16 protein-coding genes are annotated in these 17,440 nt (G+C 73.2%); 12 read left to right on the top strand and 4 right to left on the bottom strand.

Going from position 1 to position 17,440, the window contains the following annotated elements; genetic code table 11:
- Positions 1-180: 180 nt before the first annotated feature.
- The 4 genes from DC008_RS15070 to purU all read left to right on the top strand — a co-directional run bounded on the left by DC008_RS15070 (position 181) and on the right by purU (position 4,794).
- Positions 181-1,566, top strand: coding sequence for an NsdA family TPR-like regulatory protein (locus DC008_RS15070; protein ID WP_055623628.1), 1,386 nt, complete (start codon positions 181-183; stop codon positions 1,564-1,566).
- A 212-nt stretch (positions 1,567-1,778) separates the two neighbouring features.
- Positions 1,779-3,278 (top strand): hypothetical protein, encoded by a 1,500-nt coding sequence (locus tag DC008_RS15065; protein WP_108707434.1) that lies wholly within the window; start codon positions 1,779-1,781, stop codon positions 3,276-3,278.
- Between the two features lie 86 nt (positions 3,279-3,364).
- A complete protein-coding gene (locus DC008_RS15060) occupies positions 3,365-3,865 on the top strand; it encodes an SCO4402 family protein (protein ID WP_108707433.1) in 501 nt (166 codons plus the stop codon).
- 47 nt (positions 3,866-3,912) lie between these two features.
- Positions 3,913-4,794 carry a formyltetrahydrofolate deformylase gene (gene purU / locus DC008_RS15055; protein ID WP_108707432.1) on the top strand — a complete coding sequence of 294 codons (882 nt, stop codon included), beginning with the start codon at positions 3,913-3,915 and terminating at the stop codon, positions 4,792-4,794.
- Positions 4,795-4,815: 21 nt separating this feature from the next.
- On the opposite strand, the gene DC008_RS15050 is transcribed toward purU, so the two are convergent.
- A complete protein-coding gene (locus DC008_RS15050; protein WP_244221493.1) occupies positions 4,816-6,069 on the bottom strand; it encodes a maleylpyruvate isomerase N-terminal domain-containing protein in 1,254 nt (417 codons plus the stop codon).
- 119 nt (positions 6,070-6,188) lie between these two features.
- A complete protein-coding gene (locus DC008_RS15045; RefSeq protein WP_108707430.1) occupies positions 6,189-6,773 on the bottom strand; it encodes a sigma-70 family RNA polymerase sigma factor in 585 nt (194 codons plus the stop codon).
- A 357-nt stretch (positions 6,774-7,130) separates the two neighbouring features.
- On the opposite strand from DC008_RS15045, the gene DC008_RS15040 reads away from it, so the two are divergent.
- Both DC008_RS15040 and DC008_RS15035 read left to right on the top strand, forming a co-directional pair.
- Positions 7,131-7,511, top strand: coding sequence for an STAS domain-containing protein (locus tag DC008_RS15040; RefSeq protein WP_108707429.1), 381 nt, complete (start codon positions 7,131-7,133; stop codon positions 7,509-7,511).
- 154 nt (positions 7,512-7,665) lie between these two features.
- Positions 7,666-8,178 carry an EF-hand domain-containing protein gene (locus DC008_RS15035; RefSeq protein ID WP_108707428.1) on the top strand — a complete coding sequence of 171 codons (513 nt, stop codon included), beginning with the start codon at positions 7,666-7,668 and terminating at the stop codon, positions 8,176-8,178.
- On the opposite strand, the gene DC008_RS15030 is transcribed toward DC008_RS15035, so the two are convergent.
- Entirely contained in the window at positions 8,157-9,701 is a 1,545-nt protein-coding gene (locus DC008_RS15030; protein ID WP_108707427.1) for a class I adenylate-forming enzyme family protein, read from the bottom strand. The two genes, DC008_RS15035 and DC008_RS15030, sit on opposite strands and share 22 nt — an antisense overlap.
- Positions 9,702-9,850: 149 nt before the next feature.
- Here DC008_RS15030 and DC008_RS15025 point away from each other — a divergent pair, with 149 nt between their 5' ends.
- From DC008_RS15025 to DC008_RS15010, 3 genes are all read left to right on the top strand, one after another.
- A complete protein-coding gene (locus tag DC008_RS15025) occupies positions 9,851-10,984 on the top strand; it encodes an acyl-CoA dehydrogenase family protein (RefSeq protein WP_108707426.1) in 1,134 nt (377 codons plus the stop codon).
- 3 nt (positions 10,985-10,987) lie between these two features.
- Positions 10,988-11,863 carry an acyl-CoA dehydrogenase family protein gene (locus DC008_RS15020; protein ID WP_108707425.1) on the top strand — a complete coding sequence of 292 codons (876 nt, stop codon included), beginning with the start codon at positions 10,988-10,990 and terminating at the stop codon, positions 11,861-11,863.
- Between the two features lie 508 nt (positions 11,864-12,371).
- A complete protein-coding gene (locus tag DC008_RS15010) occupies positions 12,372-12,830 on the top strand; it encodes an ATP-binding protein (RefSeq protein ID WP_108707423.1) in 459 nt (152 codons plus the stop codon).
- Positions 12,831-13,267: 437 nt separating this feature from the next.
- Here the strand turns inward: DC008_RS15010 and DC008_RS15005 are convergent, their stop codons facing one another.
- Positions 13,268-14,194 carry a cyclase family protein gene (locus DC008_RS15005; protein WP_108707422.1) on the bottom strand — a complete coding sequence of 309 codons (927 nt, stop codon included), beginning with the start codon at positions 14,192-14,194 and terminating at the stop codon, positions 13,268-13,270.
- Between the two features lie 92 nt (positions 14,195-14,286).
- Between DC008_RS15005 and DC008_RS15000 the strand changes: the two genes are divergently transcribed.
- Genes DC008_RS15000 through DC008_RS14990 form a run of 3 tightly spaced genes read left to right on the top strand, consistent with a single transcriptional unit; the run spans position 14,287 to position 17,429 of the window.
- On the top strand, positions 14,287-15,201 hold the full coding sequence (locus DC008_RS15000) for an SDR family oxidoreductase (RefSeq protein WP_108707421.1): 915 nt from the start codon (positions 14,287-14,289) through the stop codon (positions 15,199-15,201).
- A gap of 27 nt (positions 15,202-15,228) precedes the next feature.
- The gene (locus DC008_RS14995) at positions 15,229-16,380 is read left to right on the top strand and encodes an acyl-CoA dehydrogenase family protein (protein ID WP_108707420.1); all 1,152 of its coding nucleotides are present in this window, start codon (positions 15,229-15,231) and stop codon (positions 16,378-16,380) included.
- The gene (locus DC008_RS14990; RefSeq protein WP_108707419.1) at positions 16,380-17,429 is read left to right on the top strand and encodes an alcohol dehydrogenase catalytic domain-containing protein; all 1,050 of its coding nucleotides are present in this window, start codon (positions 16,380-16,382) and stop codon (positions 17,427-17,429) included. Before DC008_RS14995 ends, DC008_RS14990 begins: the two co-directional genes overlap by 1 nt.
- Positions 17,430-17,440: the final 11 nt, after the last annotated feature.

Here is a 17,440-nt window from a genome sequence, read left to right as displayed (position 1 = left end):
CTCAGGCCGTAACCCCGGCAATCCTCACAAGCCTCGCATTTTCGGTACGCGGACGGGGCATTGATCTTCACGGCCGGGAACCACCGGGGGCGCAGCCAGTGCCCCGGGGCGGGACCCCGGCGGTGACAGGGACGTCAACTCGGTGCGCGGGCAGGCACCGCAGTCACAGGGGGTACGCCAATGGCCGCAAGGCCTCTCGTCGCGCGGCAGCCGAACGAACGGCTCCAGGCGCTCATCCAGGAAGCGGGGTGCTCGAACGCCGGGCTGGCCCGCCGGGTCAACATGTGCGGCGCCGAGCACGGTCTCGACCTGCGCTACGACAAGACGTCCGTGGCCCGCTGGCTGCGCGGGCAGCAGCCGCGGGGCCGGGCGCCCGCCATCATCGCCGAGGCGCTCGGCCGCAAGCTGGGCCGCACCGTCACCATCGACGAGATCGGCATGGCCAACGGCAAGAACCTCGCCTCCGGCGTGGGGCTGCAGTTCTCGCCGACCGTGCTCGGGGCCATCGAGCAGGTGTGTGAGCTGTGGCGCAGCGACGTCGGCCGGCGGGACTTCCTGTCCGGCTCGTCCGTCGCCGCGTCCGCCCTGGTCGAGCCCAGCCGCGACTGGCTGATCTCGGCGCCCGACGCGCAGGTCGCGCGCTCGGCCGGGCCGCGGGTGGGCCCGTCCGACGTGGCGGCCGTACGCGCGATGACCCAGGCCCTGGTGGACCTCGACCACCAGTACGGCAGCGGGCATGTGCGCCCGGTCGTCGTGCACTACCTCAACAGCGTCGTCTCCGGGCTGCTCGCCGGGTCGTACCGGGAGGCCGTCGGACGTGAACTGTTCGCCGCCGTCGCGCGGTTGACCGAGCTCGCCGGCTACATGGCCGTGGACACCGGTCAGCCGGGCCTCGCCCAGCGCTACTACATCCAGGCGCTGCGCCTCGCGCAGGCGGCCGGGGACCGCGGATACGGCGGGTATGTGCTGGCCGCCTCGATGAGCCATCTCGCCGCCCAGCTCGGGAACCCCCGGGAGATCGCCCAGTTGGCGCGGGCGGCGCAGGAGGGCGCACGGGGGCGCGTGACCCCGCGGGCCGAGGCGATGTTCCACGCGGCCGAGGCGCGCGGGCACGCGCTGATGGGCGACGCGCGCTCGGCCCAGCTGTCGTCCGGGCGGGCCGTGGCCGCGCTGGAGGCGGCGGATCCGGCGTCCGGCGACGATCCGGCGTGGATCGGGCACTTCGACGAGGCGTATCTCGCCGACGAGTTGGCGCACTGCCACCGCGACCTCGGGCAGGCGGAGGCGGCGGCGCGGCGGGCGCAGGAGTCGCTGGCGGGGCTGCCGGAGACGAAGGCACGCCGCCGGGCGATCGGCTATGTGCTTCTCGCCACAGCTCAGGTCCAGCAGCGGGAGATCGAACAGGCCTGCCACACGGGCCTGAAGGCTGTGGAGCTTCTGGAGACCCTGCGCTCCAACCGGGGCGCCGAGTATCTGGAGGACTTCCAGCAGCGGCTGGAGCCGTACCGGGACGAGCCCGTGGTCAGGGACTTCGGGGAGCGGATCGATCTTCAGGCGGCCGCCTGACGGGACGGGCGGCCGGTCGTGAAGGCGAGGTGAAAGGAAGGGGGACGCGAAGCGCGGGTGGCGAAAGGGGACTTGCCGGACGGATGAGGGGCCGGGACTGTAACGGCGGTCACAGGGGCGCCGGTCACGCACCGGGCTGCGTGGCACCGGCGTCGGCGGAGCCGGTAGCGTGAGCCGACGATTCACAAGGTCCCCCATTAGTAGGAGTCCCGGTGACGCAGAGTGGACAGGGCGAGGAGCCCTCGGCGCGGCCCGCGCGCGAAGGCATCGTGCTGCCCTCCGACGGTGGTGAGCCGCTGCTGCCGGGGATGACGGGCGACCCCGTCGGCCGGCCGGCGACCCCGCCGACCGCGCCCCCGCCCTCGGCGCCGCCCGGCGGCCAGTCCTGGGGCACCCCGTGGGGACCGGAGCAGCAGCATCATCAGGCCCCGCCCGCCGCGCAGGGCCAGCCGTGGGGCGCGCCGCAGGACCAGTCCTGGGGCGGCCAGGACCAGCAGCAGTACCAGGCCCCGCAGCAGCAGTCGTACGGACAGCAGCAGTACGTGCAGGACCCGAGCCAGGGCCAGGGGGCCTACGGCGGTCCCGGCGGGAGCGCGCCCATGCCGCCCGCGGGCGGCGGCTACGGCGCCCCGATGCCCCCGGCCGACGAGGGCGCCACCCAGTACATACCCCCGGTCGCGGCGAACCCGGACGAGCAGGCCACCCGCTTCATACCGCCCGTCCCGGCCGACGAGGGCGCGACCCAGGTCATCCCGCCGGTCGGCCCGGGCGCCCTGCCGCCCGAGACGCACGGGGAGAGCACCCAGGTGCTGGGCCGGGCCCGGCAGGGCGCCGGTCCGATGCCCGCGGCCTCCGGCGCCGACCCCACCCAGTTCCTGCCGCCCGTGCCGGGCGGCCCCGGCGAGCGTCAGCCCCACTCGGACTTCGACAACCTCTTCCGCAGCGAAAGCGCCGGGCACGCCCCGGCCACGCAGCATCTGCCCCCGTATCAGCAGCAGCCGCAGGGTTCGCATGAGGGCGGTTACCCGCCGCCCGGCCGGCCCGGACCGCACGACGACGACGGTGGCCGGGGCGGCCGCGGGCGCTCGCGCGTCCCGCTGATCGCCGCCGTGGGCGTCGGGATCGTCGCCCTCGGCATCGGCGCGGGCGCGCTGCTCGCCGGCGGGGGCGACGACGACAAGACCGAGGCGAACCAGCCCGTCTCGGCGACGGCCCCCGCGAACGAGGAGTCCGCCTCGCCGTCCGCCGACCCGGCGGAGGAGCAGGCGATCGCCCTGGACAAGCTGCTCGCCGACAGCGGCAACAGCCGCACCGCGGTGATCAAGGCCGTGGCCTCCGTGAAGTCCTGCGGGAACCTCCAGCAGGCCGCGCAGGACCTGAGGGACGCCGCCGGGCAGCGCAACCGCCTGGTCGCCGACCTCGCCAAGCTGAAGGTGGACCGGCTCCCGGAGCACGCCCGGCTGACGGCCGCCCTGAACAGGGCGTGGCAGGCGTCGGCGTCCGCCGACAACCACTACGCGGCCTGGGCGGACCAGGTGGCCGGAAACAAGAAGAAGCTGTGCAAGAAGGGCCAGGCCCGGGTCACCGACGAGACCCAGGCCGGCAACCGCGACAGCGGGACGGCGAGCCAGCAGAAGAAGACGGCCGCCGACCTGTGGAACGCGATCGCCCGCGAGTACGGCCTGACCCAGCGCCAGCCGGTGCAGCTCTGAGGAACGTGACGCTCGGTCACGGATAGGTCACGGTGGGGTGAAGAACGGGGGCCGGTGAGGCCGCCGGGATGGGGAACGTACGATCGATGACCGTGCAAGGTTCGGATAGCTCTTCCCGTCGCGGCCGTCGCTCCTCCACCATGGGCGGCATGCCACTCAACGACATGCCGTGGTGGCGCTGGCGCAGCAATGTGCGCTCCGCGCTGCACATGCTCTCCGATCCGGTGTTCCAGCGGGACGTCTGGCTGGCCGGCGTGGACGGCTACGGCGACGTCACCGACGCCGTGTACCGCCTCGTCGAGGACACCTGGCTGGACAACTGGTCCGCCGAGAAGTACGTCGGCACGATCTTCCGGGACTCCCAGGAGGCGGCCCTCGTCGACACCGCCGTGCTGCGCGTGCTGCGGATCATGCATCAGGTCGGCCCGGACGCCCCGGTCTCCGCGTACGTCGACCACCCGGGCTGGCCGGAGGCGGTGCGGGCGGCGCGGGACGCGCACGTACGGCTGGCGACGGCCGACGGCGAGGACCCGGACGCGCCGCCGCGCACCCTCGAGGTGCTGCGCATCATGACCCGGTCCGCGTAGCGGGACGACCGCCCGCGCGGCACCCGTCGTATGGGACCCTGTGCTGCATGAACGAGCAGTCCACCGGAGTCGCGGTCCCCGCCGACCAGTACGTCCTCACTCTGTCGTGCCCCGACAAAAAGGGCATCGTGCACGCCGTGTCGAGCTATCTCTTCATGACCGGCTGCAACATCGAGGACAGCCAGCAGTTCGGTGACCACGACACGGGACTGTTCTTCATGCGCGTCCACTTCTCGGCGGACGCCCCCGTCACGGTGGAGAAGCTGCGCGCGAGCTTCGCGGCGATCGGCGACTCCTTCCACATGGACTGGCAGATCCACCGGGCCGGGGACAAGATGCGGGTCCTGCTCATGGTCAGCCGGTTCGGGCACTGCCTGAACGACCTGCTCTTCCGCGCCTCGATCGGCGCGCTGCCGGTGGAGATCACCGCCGTGGTGTCCAACCACACCGACTTCGCCGAACTGGTGGGGTCGTACAACGTCCCCTTCCACCACATCCCGGTGACCAAGGACACCAAGGCCGAGGCCGAGGCGCGGTTGCTGGAGGTCGTGCGCGAGGAGGACGTGGAGCTGGTCGTGCTGGCCCGCTACATGCAGGTCCTCTCGGACGACCTGTGCAAGGAGCTGAGCGGGCGGATCATCAACATCCACCACTCCTTCCTGCCGAGCTTCAAGGGCGCCAAGCCCTACCACCAGGCGCACGCCCGCGGCGTGAAGCTCATCGGGGCCACCGCGCACTACGTCACCGCCGACCTCGACGAGGGCCCGATCATCGAGCAGGAGGTCGAGCGGGTCGGGCACGACGTCACGCCGGACCAGCTCGTCGCGATCGGGCGCGACGTGGAGTGCCAGGCGCTGGCGCGGGCCGTGAAGTGGCACGCCGAGCGCCGGATCCTCCTCAACGGCCGCCGTACGGTCGTCTTCGCCTGACGGCCCGGGGGAGCCCGCGCCCTACATCCGGCTCAGGCTCGCCGCCGCGAACAGCACGTCCCTGATCGCCTCACGGTCGCCGACCTGCCCGGCCGCCGCCTCCGCTGGCGGCACATGGCCGGCCGCGAGCCGGCAGAACTCGGCGCCGTCCAGGGCGACATGGGCCACCTCGTGCTCTGCGGAGCCCACCGCGGCCGGGGAGTCGAGCGGGATCAGCCACTCGCCGCCGCCCGACCCCTCGATCTCCAGGCGCAGGCTCCGGCCGGGCTCGCCCGCAGTCACCAGCCGCCGACGGCCCGGAGGCGGCGGGGCGGCCAGACCGGCCTGGCGCCGGGCCGACAGCACGCTCGGCAGCATCCGCGCCGCCAGGTCGACCATATGGTGCAGATCGCTGCCGGACGGCGGCTCGTACGGGTAGTCCACCGCCTCGGCGATGTCCTCGGCGTGCACCCAGCACTCGAACGCCCGGTCCAGCATGGCGTCCCGCAGCGGCAGCTCGAAGTCGCCGTACGGGACGGACAGCGCGCCGGTGCCGCCGCCCGTGAAGGAGACCGTGCGGACGAGGTCGTGGGTCTGCTCCCGCCAGGGTGCCCGCACGGCGCGGGTCGGCGGGAAGTGCGAGGCCCGCCAGTACGCCTCGGTCCGCGCGGACGGCGTGGGGCGGTGGGCGGACACCTCGCCCAGCGGATCGGGCAGGCCGAGCGCGACCGCCACCATCCCGTCGACGGTCAGCAGATGCGCGATCACCCCGGCGACGGTCGTCCGGCGGCTCGTCGGCTCGTCCTTGCGGAACCACCGCAGCCGTACGGGCGCGTGCCACTCGGCGTCCCCGAAGTCCTGCAGCAGCGCGTCCAGCCGGGCGGTCTCGGCGTCGTAGGGCGCGGCCCACTCGGGCACCGGGATGCGCGGCGGGCGCCGCTCCAGGCAGCCCTGCAGGACCCGGGCGCGCAGCGACGGGTCGAGGTCGAGGCTCTCGGCGGGGTGCAGCAGGCCGACGGCCTCCCGCAGCCGCAGCGCCTCGTCGGCGCAGCCGCCGCAGTCCCCGAGGTGCTCCTCCACGGCGGCCGTCTCCTCCGGCGAGCAGGCGGCCAGCGCCCAGGCGCCGAGCAGCGACTTCAGCACCCGGTGCTCCAGGACCGGCACGGGCGCGTCCGGCAGGTCGGGCAGCGGGCGCCCGGTGTCCTCGACGGAGGTCCGGGGGACCGGTATGCGGGGCGGCCGTCCGGGGCCGGGCTCGGGGGTGGGGTGCTGGTCGTCGCCGTCGCCGCTGTTCATGCCGTCGGCTCCGCGGGTGCTGTCCGCGGGGCCGTTCTCCTCCTTGTGCCGATCGTGCCGGTCGTGGTCGTGCAGGCCGTGCCGGTCGTGGTCGCCGGGCTCGTACGGTTCGGCCCCGGTCATGCGGCACCCCCGTACTCCGGTGGTGCCCCGGGCCCGGCCCCGGCGTCGTGGGCCGTGGACAGCAGCTGCAGGCCAAGACGCAGCCGGCGGCGGGCCTCCTCCTCGGTGACCCCGAGGTCGGCGGCGGTCTGCCGGTAGTCGCGCCGCTGGAAGTAGGCCAGCTCCAGCGCGGCCCGCAGCGGGGCGGGCATGGACTGGACGATGTAGTCGGCGCGGGCGGCGACCGAGGCGTGGCGCACCTTGCGCTCCAGCTCCTCGGTGGAGCCCTGCCCGGCGCGCACCAGCGCGGCGGTCTCGGTGGCGCGCAGCCTCTGCACGGCCAGCCGGTGGGCCAGGGCCGCGACCCAGGAGCGCAGCGGACCCTGCCGGGGGTCGTAGGCGTCGGGGTGCTCCCAGACGTGGACGAAGACCTCGCGGGTGACGCGGTCGGCGGCGCGTTCGTCGCCCAGCACGGTGTGCGCGAGTCCGTGCACGAGCGAGGCGAACCTGTCGTAGAGCTCGCCGAGGGCGGCCGCCTCGCCGCGTGCGAGCCGCTGCTGCATCTTGCGGTCCCAGCGGGGCGGTGCGTCCTTCTTCGCCATACGGCCCCCCTCCGGAGCCTGTGAACAGGCTCTCACCGGTCCGTCCCTGTCCAGCGTGCGTCCGCCGTCTCCACGAATGTAGTCGGCACGTCCGGCGGCACACGCCCCTTTGTGGCAATGTGCGCCCCTTGCAGCGTCATGGCTGGTGACACACCTCGCATCCGTGGTAGTGGGCTCCGCTCGCGGTCGGTTACCCGCTTCGTGCGACCAGACACGATCGAACAGGATCGAATGCGATGGAAACAAGCCTTATCTGATCGGTGACCGTTTTCTGCAGGGAGTTTCAGGGAACAGCCGCTGGGGCAGCCGCGCTGCAAGGAAGCGTAGGAATGGCTTCCGTTTCGACGGCCGAGGGGCGTGGTGGTGACCTTGAAAGTGACCGGTGACGAGCGGGGCGACTGGTCCGTCCTCGAGGTGTCGGGCGAACTGGACCTGGTGACCTCGCCGGTGCTGCGCCAGCACGTCCACGACGTGGTGGCCGAGGGGCGCCACAGCCTCGTGCTGGACCTGTCCGACGTGCTGTTCTGCGACTCCTCCGGGGTCGGTGTGCTGATCGCGGCCCGCCGCCTCATCCGGTCCTGCCAGGGCAGTCTGCGGCTGATACTCCCCGCCCAGGGCGCGGTGGACGGCTCGCACGTCAACCGGGTGCTCGGGGCGCTGGGCGTGCGTCGGCTGTTCGAGGTCTATCCCGACGTGGCGGCGGCGGTCGCGGACGACGCCCGTCCCCTGTCGGCCTGAACGCGCCCCGCCCTCCCGGCGGGTCGGCCACATCCTCGTACCGGAAATTCCCCGGTTCCGATACAACCGCCGCTTCGAGGCGCCCCGGCGGCCCGCGGCGTCGTACGCTCCGTGCGACAAGCACCCCACGTGACGTTAGGCGGCCCGAAACGACATGGTCAGCAGCGAGTACGAGCGCAGGATCGCGGCCCGGTTCGCCACCTTCGACCAGGACGGCAACGGGTACATCGACCGGGAGGACTTCAGCGCGGCGGCCAAGGCGCTGCTCGCCGAGTTCGGCACCCCGGCGCGGTCCGACAAGGGCCAGGCCCTCTACATCGGCGCCGAGGCCTTCTGGCAGGGCATGGCCGGGATCGCCGACCGCGACGGCGACCAGCGCATCACCCGTGAGGAGTTCGTCACCGGCGCGGTCAAGCGGCTGCGCGACAACCCCGACCGGTTCGCCGACATCGCCCGGCCCTTCCTGCACGCGGCCCTCGCCGTGGCCGACACCGACGACGACGGCACGGTCACCGTCGACGACACCGCGCGCGTGCTCGGCCGCCTCGGCGTCCCCGCGGACACGGCCCGCACGGCGGCCGCCGCCCTCGACGCCGACGGGGACGGCACGGTCACCGAGGACGACGTCGTCACCGCCTTCGCCCGCTACTTCACCGTCCCGGAGTGAGCGTCCGGCCCTGACCCGGATGTGTCCGAGAACCGCTCCCGCAGCCGGTACTTGAGGACCTTGCGCAGGGTCTCGTTGCGGGGCAGGGCGTCCACCACCTCCAGCCGCTCCGGCAGCTTGTGGGGGGACAGTCCTTCCCCGCGCAGATACGACGTCAGTGCCTCGAGGGTCAGCTCCCGGGCGCCGGGCGGCTGTTCGACGACCGCGCAGACCCGTTCCCCGCGCTCGGCGTCCGGCAGCCCGATCACGACCACGTCCCCGACATGCGGGTGCCGGTGCAGCAGATCCTCGATCTCCTTCGCCGAGATGTTCTCGCCCTTGCGGATGATCACGTCCTTCAGACGGCCGGTGAGCACCAGGTGCCCGCTGCCGGTGAGGTGCCCGAGGTCGCCGGTGCGCAGGAAGCCCTCGGCGTCGAAGGCCGCCGCGGTCTGCTCCGGGTCGAGATAGCCCCGGCACACGGCCTCCCCGCGCAGCCGTATCTCGCCGTCGACGATCCGCACCTCCATCTCCCGGGGCGGCCGCCCCTCGGTCGTCGCCAGGTTCTCCGGGGTGTCGTCCGGCGTGCCCATCGTGATCATCGGCACCTCGGTCATGCCGTACCCGTGGGTGAGCCGCACCCCCATCTCCCGGACCACCGCGTGGTACAGCTCGGGCGGCTTCGGCGCCCCGCCGCCCGCGAGCAGCCGCAGGCTGGGGACGACCCGGGTACCGGGCGGCTGCCGGCGCTGCTCGGCCAGGAACATCGAGTAGAACGCGGTGGAGCCGCCGGCGATCGTCACCCCGTGCCGGCGGTAGCCGTCCAGCGCCTCCGGCAGCGCGAACTGCTCGAACAGCACGGCCGGGAACCCGTACAGCAGCACCATCACCAGATAGTCGGGGCCGCCGATGTGCGCGTAGGGGAAGGCGATCGAGCCGACGTCGGACGCCGTGGGCCGCAGCGCGTGCCCGAGGCAGGAGCCGCCCGCGATCAGCGAACGGTCGGTGTGCAGCACGCCCTTGGGGTCCGACGTCGTCCCCGAGGTCCAGTAGATCCAGCGCACCGAGGTGCCCTCGGCGGGCGGCGGCGGCAGGACGGCCGGATCGCCCTCGGGCAGGACGTCGTACGCCGTGAGGACGCCCTTCGCGCCGAGGCGGCGGGCCATCGCGGTGTGGTCGAAGCCCCGCCGGACGCCCGGCACCGCGAAGAACTCCGCCCGGGACTCGCGCAGCGCGAAGCCGACCTCGCGGTCCCGGTAGAAGGGGATGACCGGCGACTGCACGGCGCCGAGCCGGGCCAGCGCGAAGGACAGCACGACCGTCTCGATCCGGGTGGGCAGCTGCCAGGCGACGACCGTGCCGGGCCGCACCCCCAGGCCGTACAGCCCCGCCGCCACCCGCTCGGCGCGGTCGCGCAGCGCGCCGAAGTCCAGCGCGCGGTCGTCCTGGAGCAGGGCCGGGCGGTGCGGTGTGAGGCGGGCGCGGGCGGCGAGCAGGTCCCACAGGGTCCGGGCGGAAGCCAGGGTGTGCGCGGTGTCGTCCATGACGGCCCCCTGTCGTCGAGCGGACCATCTGTTGACTGACGGTCCGTCAGATCGTGCGGAGAGCGTAGGGCCGGACGCCTTGCCGGTCCAGGGGTGCGGGCCTAGCCTTCCCGTGCGCAGTATCTGACGGCTCATCAGATGGAGGCCGTATGGACCTCACCCACACGCCGGAGGAGGAGGACTTCCGCGCCCGGCTGCGCGCGTGGCTGGCCGAGGTGCTCCCCACCCTGCCGCCTCCGCCGTCCCCGGACGACTGGCCCGGCCGGCGCGCCTACGACCTCGGCTGGCAGCGCCGGCTCCACGACGCCGGGTACGGCGACGTCCACTGGGGCGCCTCCCCGACCGTACGGCTGATCTTCCTGGAGGAGACCGAGCGGGCCGGAGCGCCCTATGTGGGCGCCTCCTTCGTCGGGCTGCTGCACGCCGGGCCGACCATCGCCGCCGAGGGCACCGACGAGCAGCGGGAGCGCTGGCTGCCCCCGATCCTGCGCGGCGACGAGGTCTGGTGCCAGGGCTTCAGCGAACCCGGCGCCGGCAGCGACCTCGCGGCCCTGCGCACCCGCGCGCACCGGGACGGCGACCACTACGTGGTGAACGGCTCCAAGATCTGGACGTCCCACGCCGAAGTGGCCGACTGGTGCGAGCTGCTGGTGCGCACCGACCCCGGCGCCCCGCGCCACCGCGGGATCAGCTGGCTGGCGATGCGCATGGACGCGCCCGGCGTCACCATACGGCCGCTGCGGACCCTGGCCGGCTCGACCGAGTTCGCCGAGGTGTTCCTGGACGACGTGCGCGTCCCCGTCGCCCACCGGGTCGGCGCGGAGAACGACGGCTGGCGGGTGACCATGGTGACCCTGTCCTTCGAACGCGGCACGGCCTTCGTGGGCGAGGTCGTGGCCTGCCACCGGGTGCTGCGCGAGCTGGCCGCCGAGGCACGGCGCAACGGCCGCTGGGACGACCCCGCGCTGCGCCGCGCCCTGGGCGGGCTGCACGCGGAGTTCCGCGCGCTGTGGCGGCTGACGCAGTGGAACGTGGGCGAGGCCGAACACGGCGGCGGGGTGCCCGGCGTCACCGGCTCGGTCCTCAAGCTGGCCTACTCGCACGCCCGTCAGCGGCTCTACGACACCGCCGCCGACGTACTGGGTGCGCAGGCGCTGGACCTGGACCGGCCGTGGGTGCTCGACCGGCTCTCCTCGCTGTCGTACACCATCGCCGCCGGCACCTCGCAGATCCAGCGGAACATCGTGGCCGAGCGGATCCTCGGACTGCCGAAGGGGCGGTGAACGGTGCGACTCCAACTCGACAAGGGTCAGCAGGCGTTGCGGGACGGTGTGCGGGAGCTGCTGGCGCGCCGGTTCGGGCCCGAGGCGCTGCGGGACGCCGTGGAGCGGCCCGGCCGGCTGGACCGGGAGCTGTGGCGGGAGCTGGGTGCCGCAGGCTTCTTCGCGTTGCGCCTGCCCGAGAGCGAGGGCGGTGTGGGGCTCGGACTGCCCGAGGCGGTACCGGTCTTCGAGGAGGCGGGCCGGGCGCTGCTGCCGGGCCCGCTCGTGGCGACGCATCTGGCGGCCGGGCGGGTGCCGGGCGCCGCCGAGGGGGACACCGTCGTGGCCGCGGCCCTGGGCGGGCTGCTGGAGTGGGCGGAGGCGGCGGACGTGGTGCAGGGTGACACCGCAGGGGCCGTACCGCTGCGCTCGGTCGATCCGCTCACCCCGCTGCACCGGCTGCCCGGAGCCGCCCCCGTGGACCCCGTCGCCGTCCTGCTCACCGCGGCCGAACAACTGGGCGGTGCGGAGCGTACGTGCGAGCTGGCCGTGCAACACGCCCGGACCCGTGAGCAGTTCGGACGGCCCGTCGGAGCCTTCCAGGCGGTGCAGCACCTCTGCGCCGACATGCTCGTACGGACCCGGACGGCGCGGGCCGCCGTGCACGCGGCGGCCGTCACCGGCGATCCGGTGGACGTCCACGCGGCCCGGCTGCTCGCCGACGAGGCCGCCGCCCGGAACGCCCGCGACTGCCTCCAGGTGCACGGCGGCATGGGATTCACCTGGGAGTTCGAGGTCCATCTGCATCTGAAGCGGGCCTGGGTCCGCACCCGTCGTGCGGGGCCCACTACGGAAAGTGAGGAATTGTTGGCGGCCGCATTACTGAAAGGGGAGACCTGAAACGCCGTGGTCTGCGCGGTCGTGGAAAGCGCTCACAAAGATGTCGCGGATTGTGGCATGCCGGAATCACGGAGCGTTGATATCGCCTTGTGTCCGGAGTGTGACTCGTCACGGGGCGGAGTCGGGCGTTCGCTCCGGTACCTTGTGTGGGATGCGAGTGGTTCCGAGTACGAGCCATGCCGGAGCCGCCTTCGAGGCGGCTTCGTATCCGGCGGTGCTCGCCGCTGCTCGCCCGGCGTACGGGCCGTTCGCCCCCGCCTGTTCGACTCTCCACGGCAAGCGTCGCACAGTATGCAGCAGGGGTAATCCTTCGCGCTGGAATATGCCCGAAGCGCTTGTTGGGGTGACTGTACGTCAACCATGCTGTCAGTCAAGGGATTCACGTTCCGTGACCCTGGCTTTGGCCATTGTTCTGGCCATGAAAAAAATGGCTAGGATCGTGGCCCTCGTGAGGCGCGGGTTCAAGTGTCCGCCGGTTCGGATGGTGTGAGCGGTGCAGGTGCTTCAAGTGCAGTTGGAGATCCGGCCCGATCCCGCTGAGGTGGGGCGAGCCAGGCGCTGGGCGCGCTCACGGCTCGCCGGTTCGGGGATAGGGGTCGACGAGCCGCTCGCGGAGACGCTGATCCTGCTCGTCTCCGAACTCGTCACCAACGCCGTGGTGCACACCGGCTGTCCGGCCGTGCTGCGGCTCTCCCTGCCCGAGGCGCCCCAGGAGTCCGCCACCGTACGGCTCGAGGTGGCCGACCGCAGCGGCAGGGCCCCCGTGCCCCGCTGTGCCGACGGCGACGCGACGGGCGGGCGCGGACTCGCCCTCGTCGACGGCCTCGCGGACCGCTGGGGCTGGGCCTCCGAGGGTGCCGGCAAGCGGATCTGGTGCGAACTCGACCGGGACGGTGAGCCCGGCGCCGCCGTCACCGCCTGCGGCGGCGTCTCCGCCTACGAGGGGTTCGCGTACGAGGCGGTGTGACGGGCGCGCGCCGCGGTCCCGGCCCTGGCATACGGGGCACGGATGCAGAAGGCGAGTCCCTGTCCCGATCCATGGCCCCCGATGCGCCCGGTCATGCTCCTATGCGCGGTGCCAACAAATGGGACGTAAGTAACAAATCACCAACAGGGTGTTGACGAGTCGTGTCCGTTTGATCACGCTTGTGGTCAGCGATTCGCCGCGAGGGGACGGCGAGGGCTTCGGTGACGGAGGCCCTTGCCGAGTGTGGGTCGTGTTTCGGCGTCGGTTCTCCAGGGCCAGGAGGGGCAGGTACGCCGGAGCCGGATGGCGGCGCGCGCCGTGCTCGGGGCGGTCGGGGCCTCCCCGCCCGGGTGGAGCCGGGGGATGGGGAGGCCGCGCCGCCAGCCTGGCTCACGCGCGCGTCGGGCGTCGTCGCTCAGGCAACGTCACCGCGCACGTCACAGGACCGCCACCGGGGCCACCGGGCTTCCGGTGCCGCCCACGAAGGGCTCGGGTGTCGCGGCCAGCAGAAACGTGTAGCGGCTCTCTTCTCCACAGGCTGTGGACAACTTTTCGAGGTTCCAGTTCTGGCCCTGCGGCATCCCCATCTCCACCAGGTCGAGCGCGTGCACGGGCAGCCACAGGTCCGCGTGCTCCGGCGGAAAGATCTCGAAGGTGAGGGTGTCGTTGGCGACCGCCGCCACATCGCGCGCGTGGAACCACTCCGGGGTGCGGATCGACAGGCCGGGCGAGGGATGCCCGTAGCCGTGCCGGTCGCCCGCCAGGCACAGCTGCATGTGTCCCGTCCGGACCAGCACGATGTCACCGGCGCGCACCCGGGTGCCCGCCAGTTCCTCGGCCGCCTCCAGGTCCTCCGGGGTGACCGCGCGCCCGCCGTCGAGCCGCGCCACCCCGAGGGCCCGGGCCACGTCGAGGAGCACCCCGCGCGAGACGATGTGCCGCGCCTTGTCGATGCCGCCATGGTGGGCGCCGCCATGTGCCGTGACGCTGTCGGCGGGACGGCCGTTGTAGAGCCGGCCGGAGTGCGACACATGGGCGAGCGCGTCCCAGTGGGTGGCGGCCTGCAGGCCCATGACCACCGCGTCGTCACTGCACGCGACGGTCCCCGGGCCGAAGATCTCCTGGTTGATCTGCACCATGGTGTGCAGCGGATTGACCCGGCCCGGGATCATCCCGGTCTGCACACCGTCCTGTTCGAGCGGCAGCGCGAGCGGGACGCGGCGGCCGGAGCGGACGCACGCCGCCGCCGCGCGGACCACGTCGTCGGTGATCAGGTTCAGCGTGCCGAGCTCGTCCTCCGCCCCCCAGCGGCCCCAGTTGTTGACGCGCTGGGCGATCTCGTGGAACGCGTCCGGCAGCGACATGGGTCCTCCCCGGGTCTTGTCCCCGCACAACTGACGGGCCGTAGAATCAGAAATCTAACGGACCGTCAGAAACGGCGGGAAGGGGTCACGGCATGGGGAACTTCTTGGCAGGCAAGGTGGTCGCCGTGACGGGGGCCGGGCGCGGCATCGGACGCGCGGTGGCGCTGGCCGCCGCCGCCGAGGGCGCCCGCGTCGTCGTCAACGACCACGGGGTGTCCGTGGACGGCGCCTCGCCGGCCGGCGAGGTCGCCGAGGCCGTCGTCAAGGAGATCGAGGCGGCCGGCGGCGAGGCCGTCGCCGTCGCTGACGACATCTCCACGATGGCGGGCGGCCGGCGGGTCGTGGACACGGCCCTGTCCGCCTTCGGACGGCTCGACGGGGCGGTGTGCGTCGCCGGGATCCTGCGGGAGCGGATGCTGTTCAACATGACCGAGGACGAGTGGGACCCGGTCCTCGCCACCCATCTCAAGGGGACGTTCACCGTGTTCCGCGCCGCGTCGGCCGTGATGCGCGCCCAGCGGTCGGGCACCCTGATCGGCTTCACCAGCGCCAACCACCAGGGGTCGGTGTCACAGGCCAACTACAGCGCGGCCAAGGGCGGTGTCATCTCGCTCGTGCGCAGCGCCGCGCTCGGTCTGCACAAGTACGGCGTGACCGCGAACGCCGTGGCGCCCGTCGCCCGGACCCGGATGTCCGCGGGCGTGCCCGTGGAGCTGGCCGACCTCGGTGAACCGGAGGACGTGGCGGCGTTCGTCGTCTACCTGCTGTCCGACGCGGCCCGCGAGCAAGGCGTCACCGGGCAGGTGTACACCGTCGCCGGTCCACGGATCGCGGTGTGGGCGCAGCCCGCCGAACTGCGCTCCGTGCACGCCGAGGGGCCATGGACGCCCGAGCGGATCGCCCGGGTGCTGCCGGGGACCGTGGGGGTCGACCCCATGCCGATGCTCGCGCGGGTGGCGGCCGCCGAGGAGGCCGCACGGCGCGGCGACCGCCCCAACGCCCGCTGACCACCTGGTTCGAGACGAGGAGGCACCGTGGACTTCGCGTTCGGCGAGGAGGACGAGGCGTTCCGGACGGAGGCGCGGTCGTGGCTGGCCGGGCACGCCGGGGGCGGACGGGAACGGCGGGCCTGGGAGCGGGTCCTCGGCAAGGCCGGGTGGATCGGGCTCGGCTGGGGCGAGGGCGGGTACGGCAACCGCACGGCCACCCTGACCCAGCAGGTCGTATGGGCCGAGGAGTACGCGCGCTCCGGCGCCCCGCCCCGCTCCGGGCACATCGGTGAGAAGCTGCTCGCCCCGACGCTGCTCGCGCACGGCAGCGCGGAGCAGAAGGCCCGGTTCCTGACGCCGATCGCCTCCGGCGAGGAGCTGTGGTGCCAGGGGTACAGCGAGCCCGAGGCGGGCTCCGACCTCGCCGGGGTCCGCACCCGCGCCGAACGCGCCCCGGACGGGTCGTACCGCATCACCGGGCAGAAGATCTGGACGTCCCTCGCGCACGAGGCCGACTGGTGCTTCGTGCTGGCCCGCACCGACCCCGACTCCCGCCGCCACCACGGCCTCGGGTTTCTGCTCGTGCCCATGGACCAGCCGGGGCGGGTCGAGGTCCGGCCGATCCGGCAGCTCACCGGGACCAGCGACTTCAACGAGGTCTTCTTCGACGGCGCCCACGCGCGCGCCGAGCATCTCGTCGGCGGTGAGGGCGCGGGCTGGACGGTCGCCATGAGCCTGCTCGGCTTCGAGCGGGGCGTGTCCACGCTCGCCCAGCAGATCGGGTTCGCCGCCGAGCTGGCGCGGGTCGTGCGGGAGGCCGTGGACCGCGGTGCGGTGGCCGACCCCGTCGTACGCGACCGGCTCGTACGGCAATGGGCGGAGCTGCGGGTCATGCGCTGGCACGCCCTGCGGACTCTGGGCGGCACCGGGGACGCGGGGGCGCCCAGCGTGGCCAAGCTGCTGTGGGGCGGCTGGCATCAGCGGCTCGGTGAACTGGCCGTGCGGATACGGGGCGCGGCGGGCGGTGCCGGACCGGAGGACTGGACGCCCTCGGCGCCGTACGCGCTCGACGAGACGCAGCGGATGTTCCTGTTCTCACGGGCCGACACCATCTACGGGGGGTCGGACCAGGTGCAGCGCACCATCATCGCCGAGCGGGTGCTCGGTCTGCCCAGGGAGCCCAAGGGGGGCGTCTGATGCGCGGAGTGCTGTTCGACGGAGAGCGGGCCGAGGTCGTCCACGACCTGGAGGTCCGGGACCCGGGGCCCGGTGAGGTGCTGGTCGCCGTCGCGGCGGCCGGACTGTGCCACAGCGATCTGTCCGTGGTGGACGGGACCATACCGTTCCCCGTTCCGGTGGTGCTCGGCCACGAAGGCGCGGGCGTGGTCGAGGCCGTCGGTGTGGGGGTCACCCATGTCGTGCCAGGGGACCATGTGGCGCTGTCCACGCTCGCGAACTGCGGGACGTGCGCCGAGTGCGACCGGGGACGGCCCACCATGTGCCGGCGGGCCATGGGGCGGCCGTCGCGGCCGTTCCGGCGGGGCGGCCGGCCCGTGTTCCAGTTCGCCGCCAACTCGGCCTTCGCCGAACGGACCGTGGTGAAGGCCGTCCAGGCGGTGCCCGTCCCGAAGGACATCCCGCTGCCGAGCGCCGCGCTGATCGGCTGCGGGGTCCTGACCGGGGTCGGGGCGGTGCTGAACCGGGCCCGGGTCGACCGCGGCGACCGGGTCGTCGTGATCGGTACCGGAGGCGTCGGGCTCAACGTCGTGCAGGGAGCCCGGATCGCGGGCGCGCTGTGGATCGTGGCCGTCGACGCGAACCCGGGGAAGGAGGAGACGGCCCGGCGGTTCGGTGCCACGGACTTCGTGACCTCGGTGGACGAGGTGCGGGAGCTGCTGCCGGACGGGGCCGACCACGTCTTCGAGTGCGTGGGCCGCGTCGAGCTGATCCGGGCCGCCGTCGACCTGCTCGGCCGCCATGGGCAGGCCGTCCTCCTCGGGGTGCCGCCGGCCACCGCCGAGGCGTCCTTCCTCGTCTCCTCGATGTACCTGGACAAGTCCATCCTCGGCTGCCGGTACGGCTCGTCGCGGCCCCAGCGGGACATCGCGCTGTACGCCGAGCTGTACCGCGAGGGCCGGCTGCTGCTGGACGAGCTGGTGACGGCGGCCCATCCGGTGGAGGAGTTCGCGCGGGCGGCGGCCGACGCGGAGGCGGGCAAGGTCGCGCGGGCCGTGCTGACGTTCTGAAGTGCCGTAGG

Origin of the sequence: Streptomyces nigra, from assembly GCF_003074055.1 — a bacterium.
GTDB classification, from domain to species: Bacteria; Actinomycetota; Actinomycetes; order Streptomycetales; family Streptomycetaceae; genus Streptomyces; species Streptomyces nigra.
Note: the sequence above shows the minus strand (reverse complement) of the source record. Positions and strands in the feature narration are given on the sequence as shown.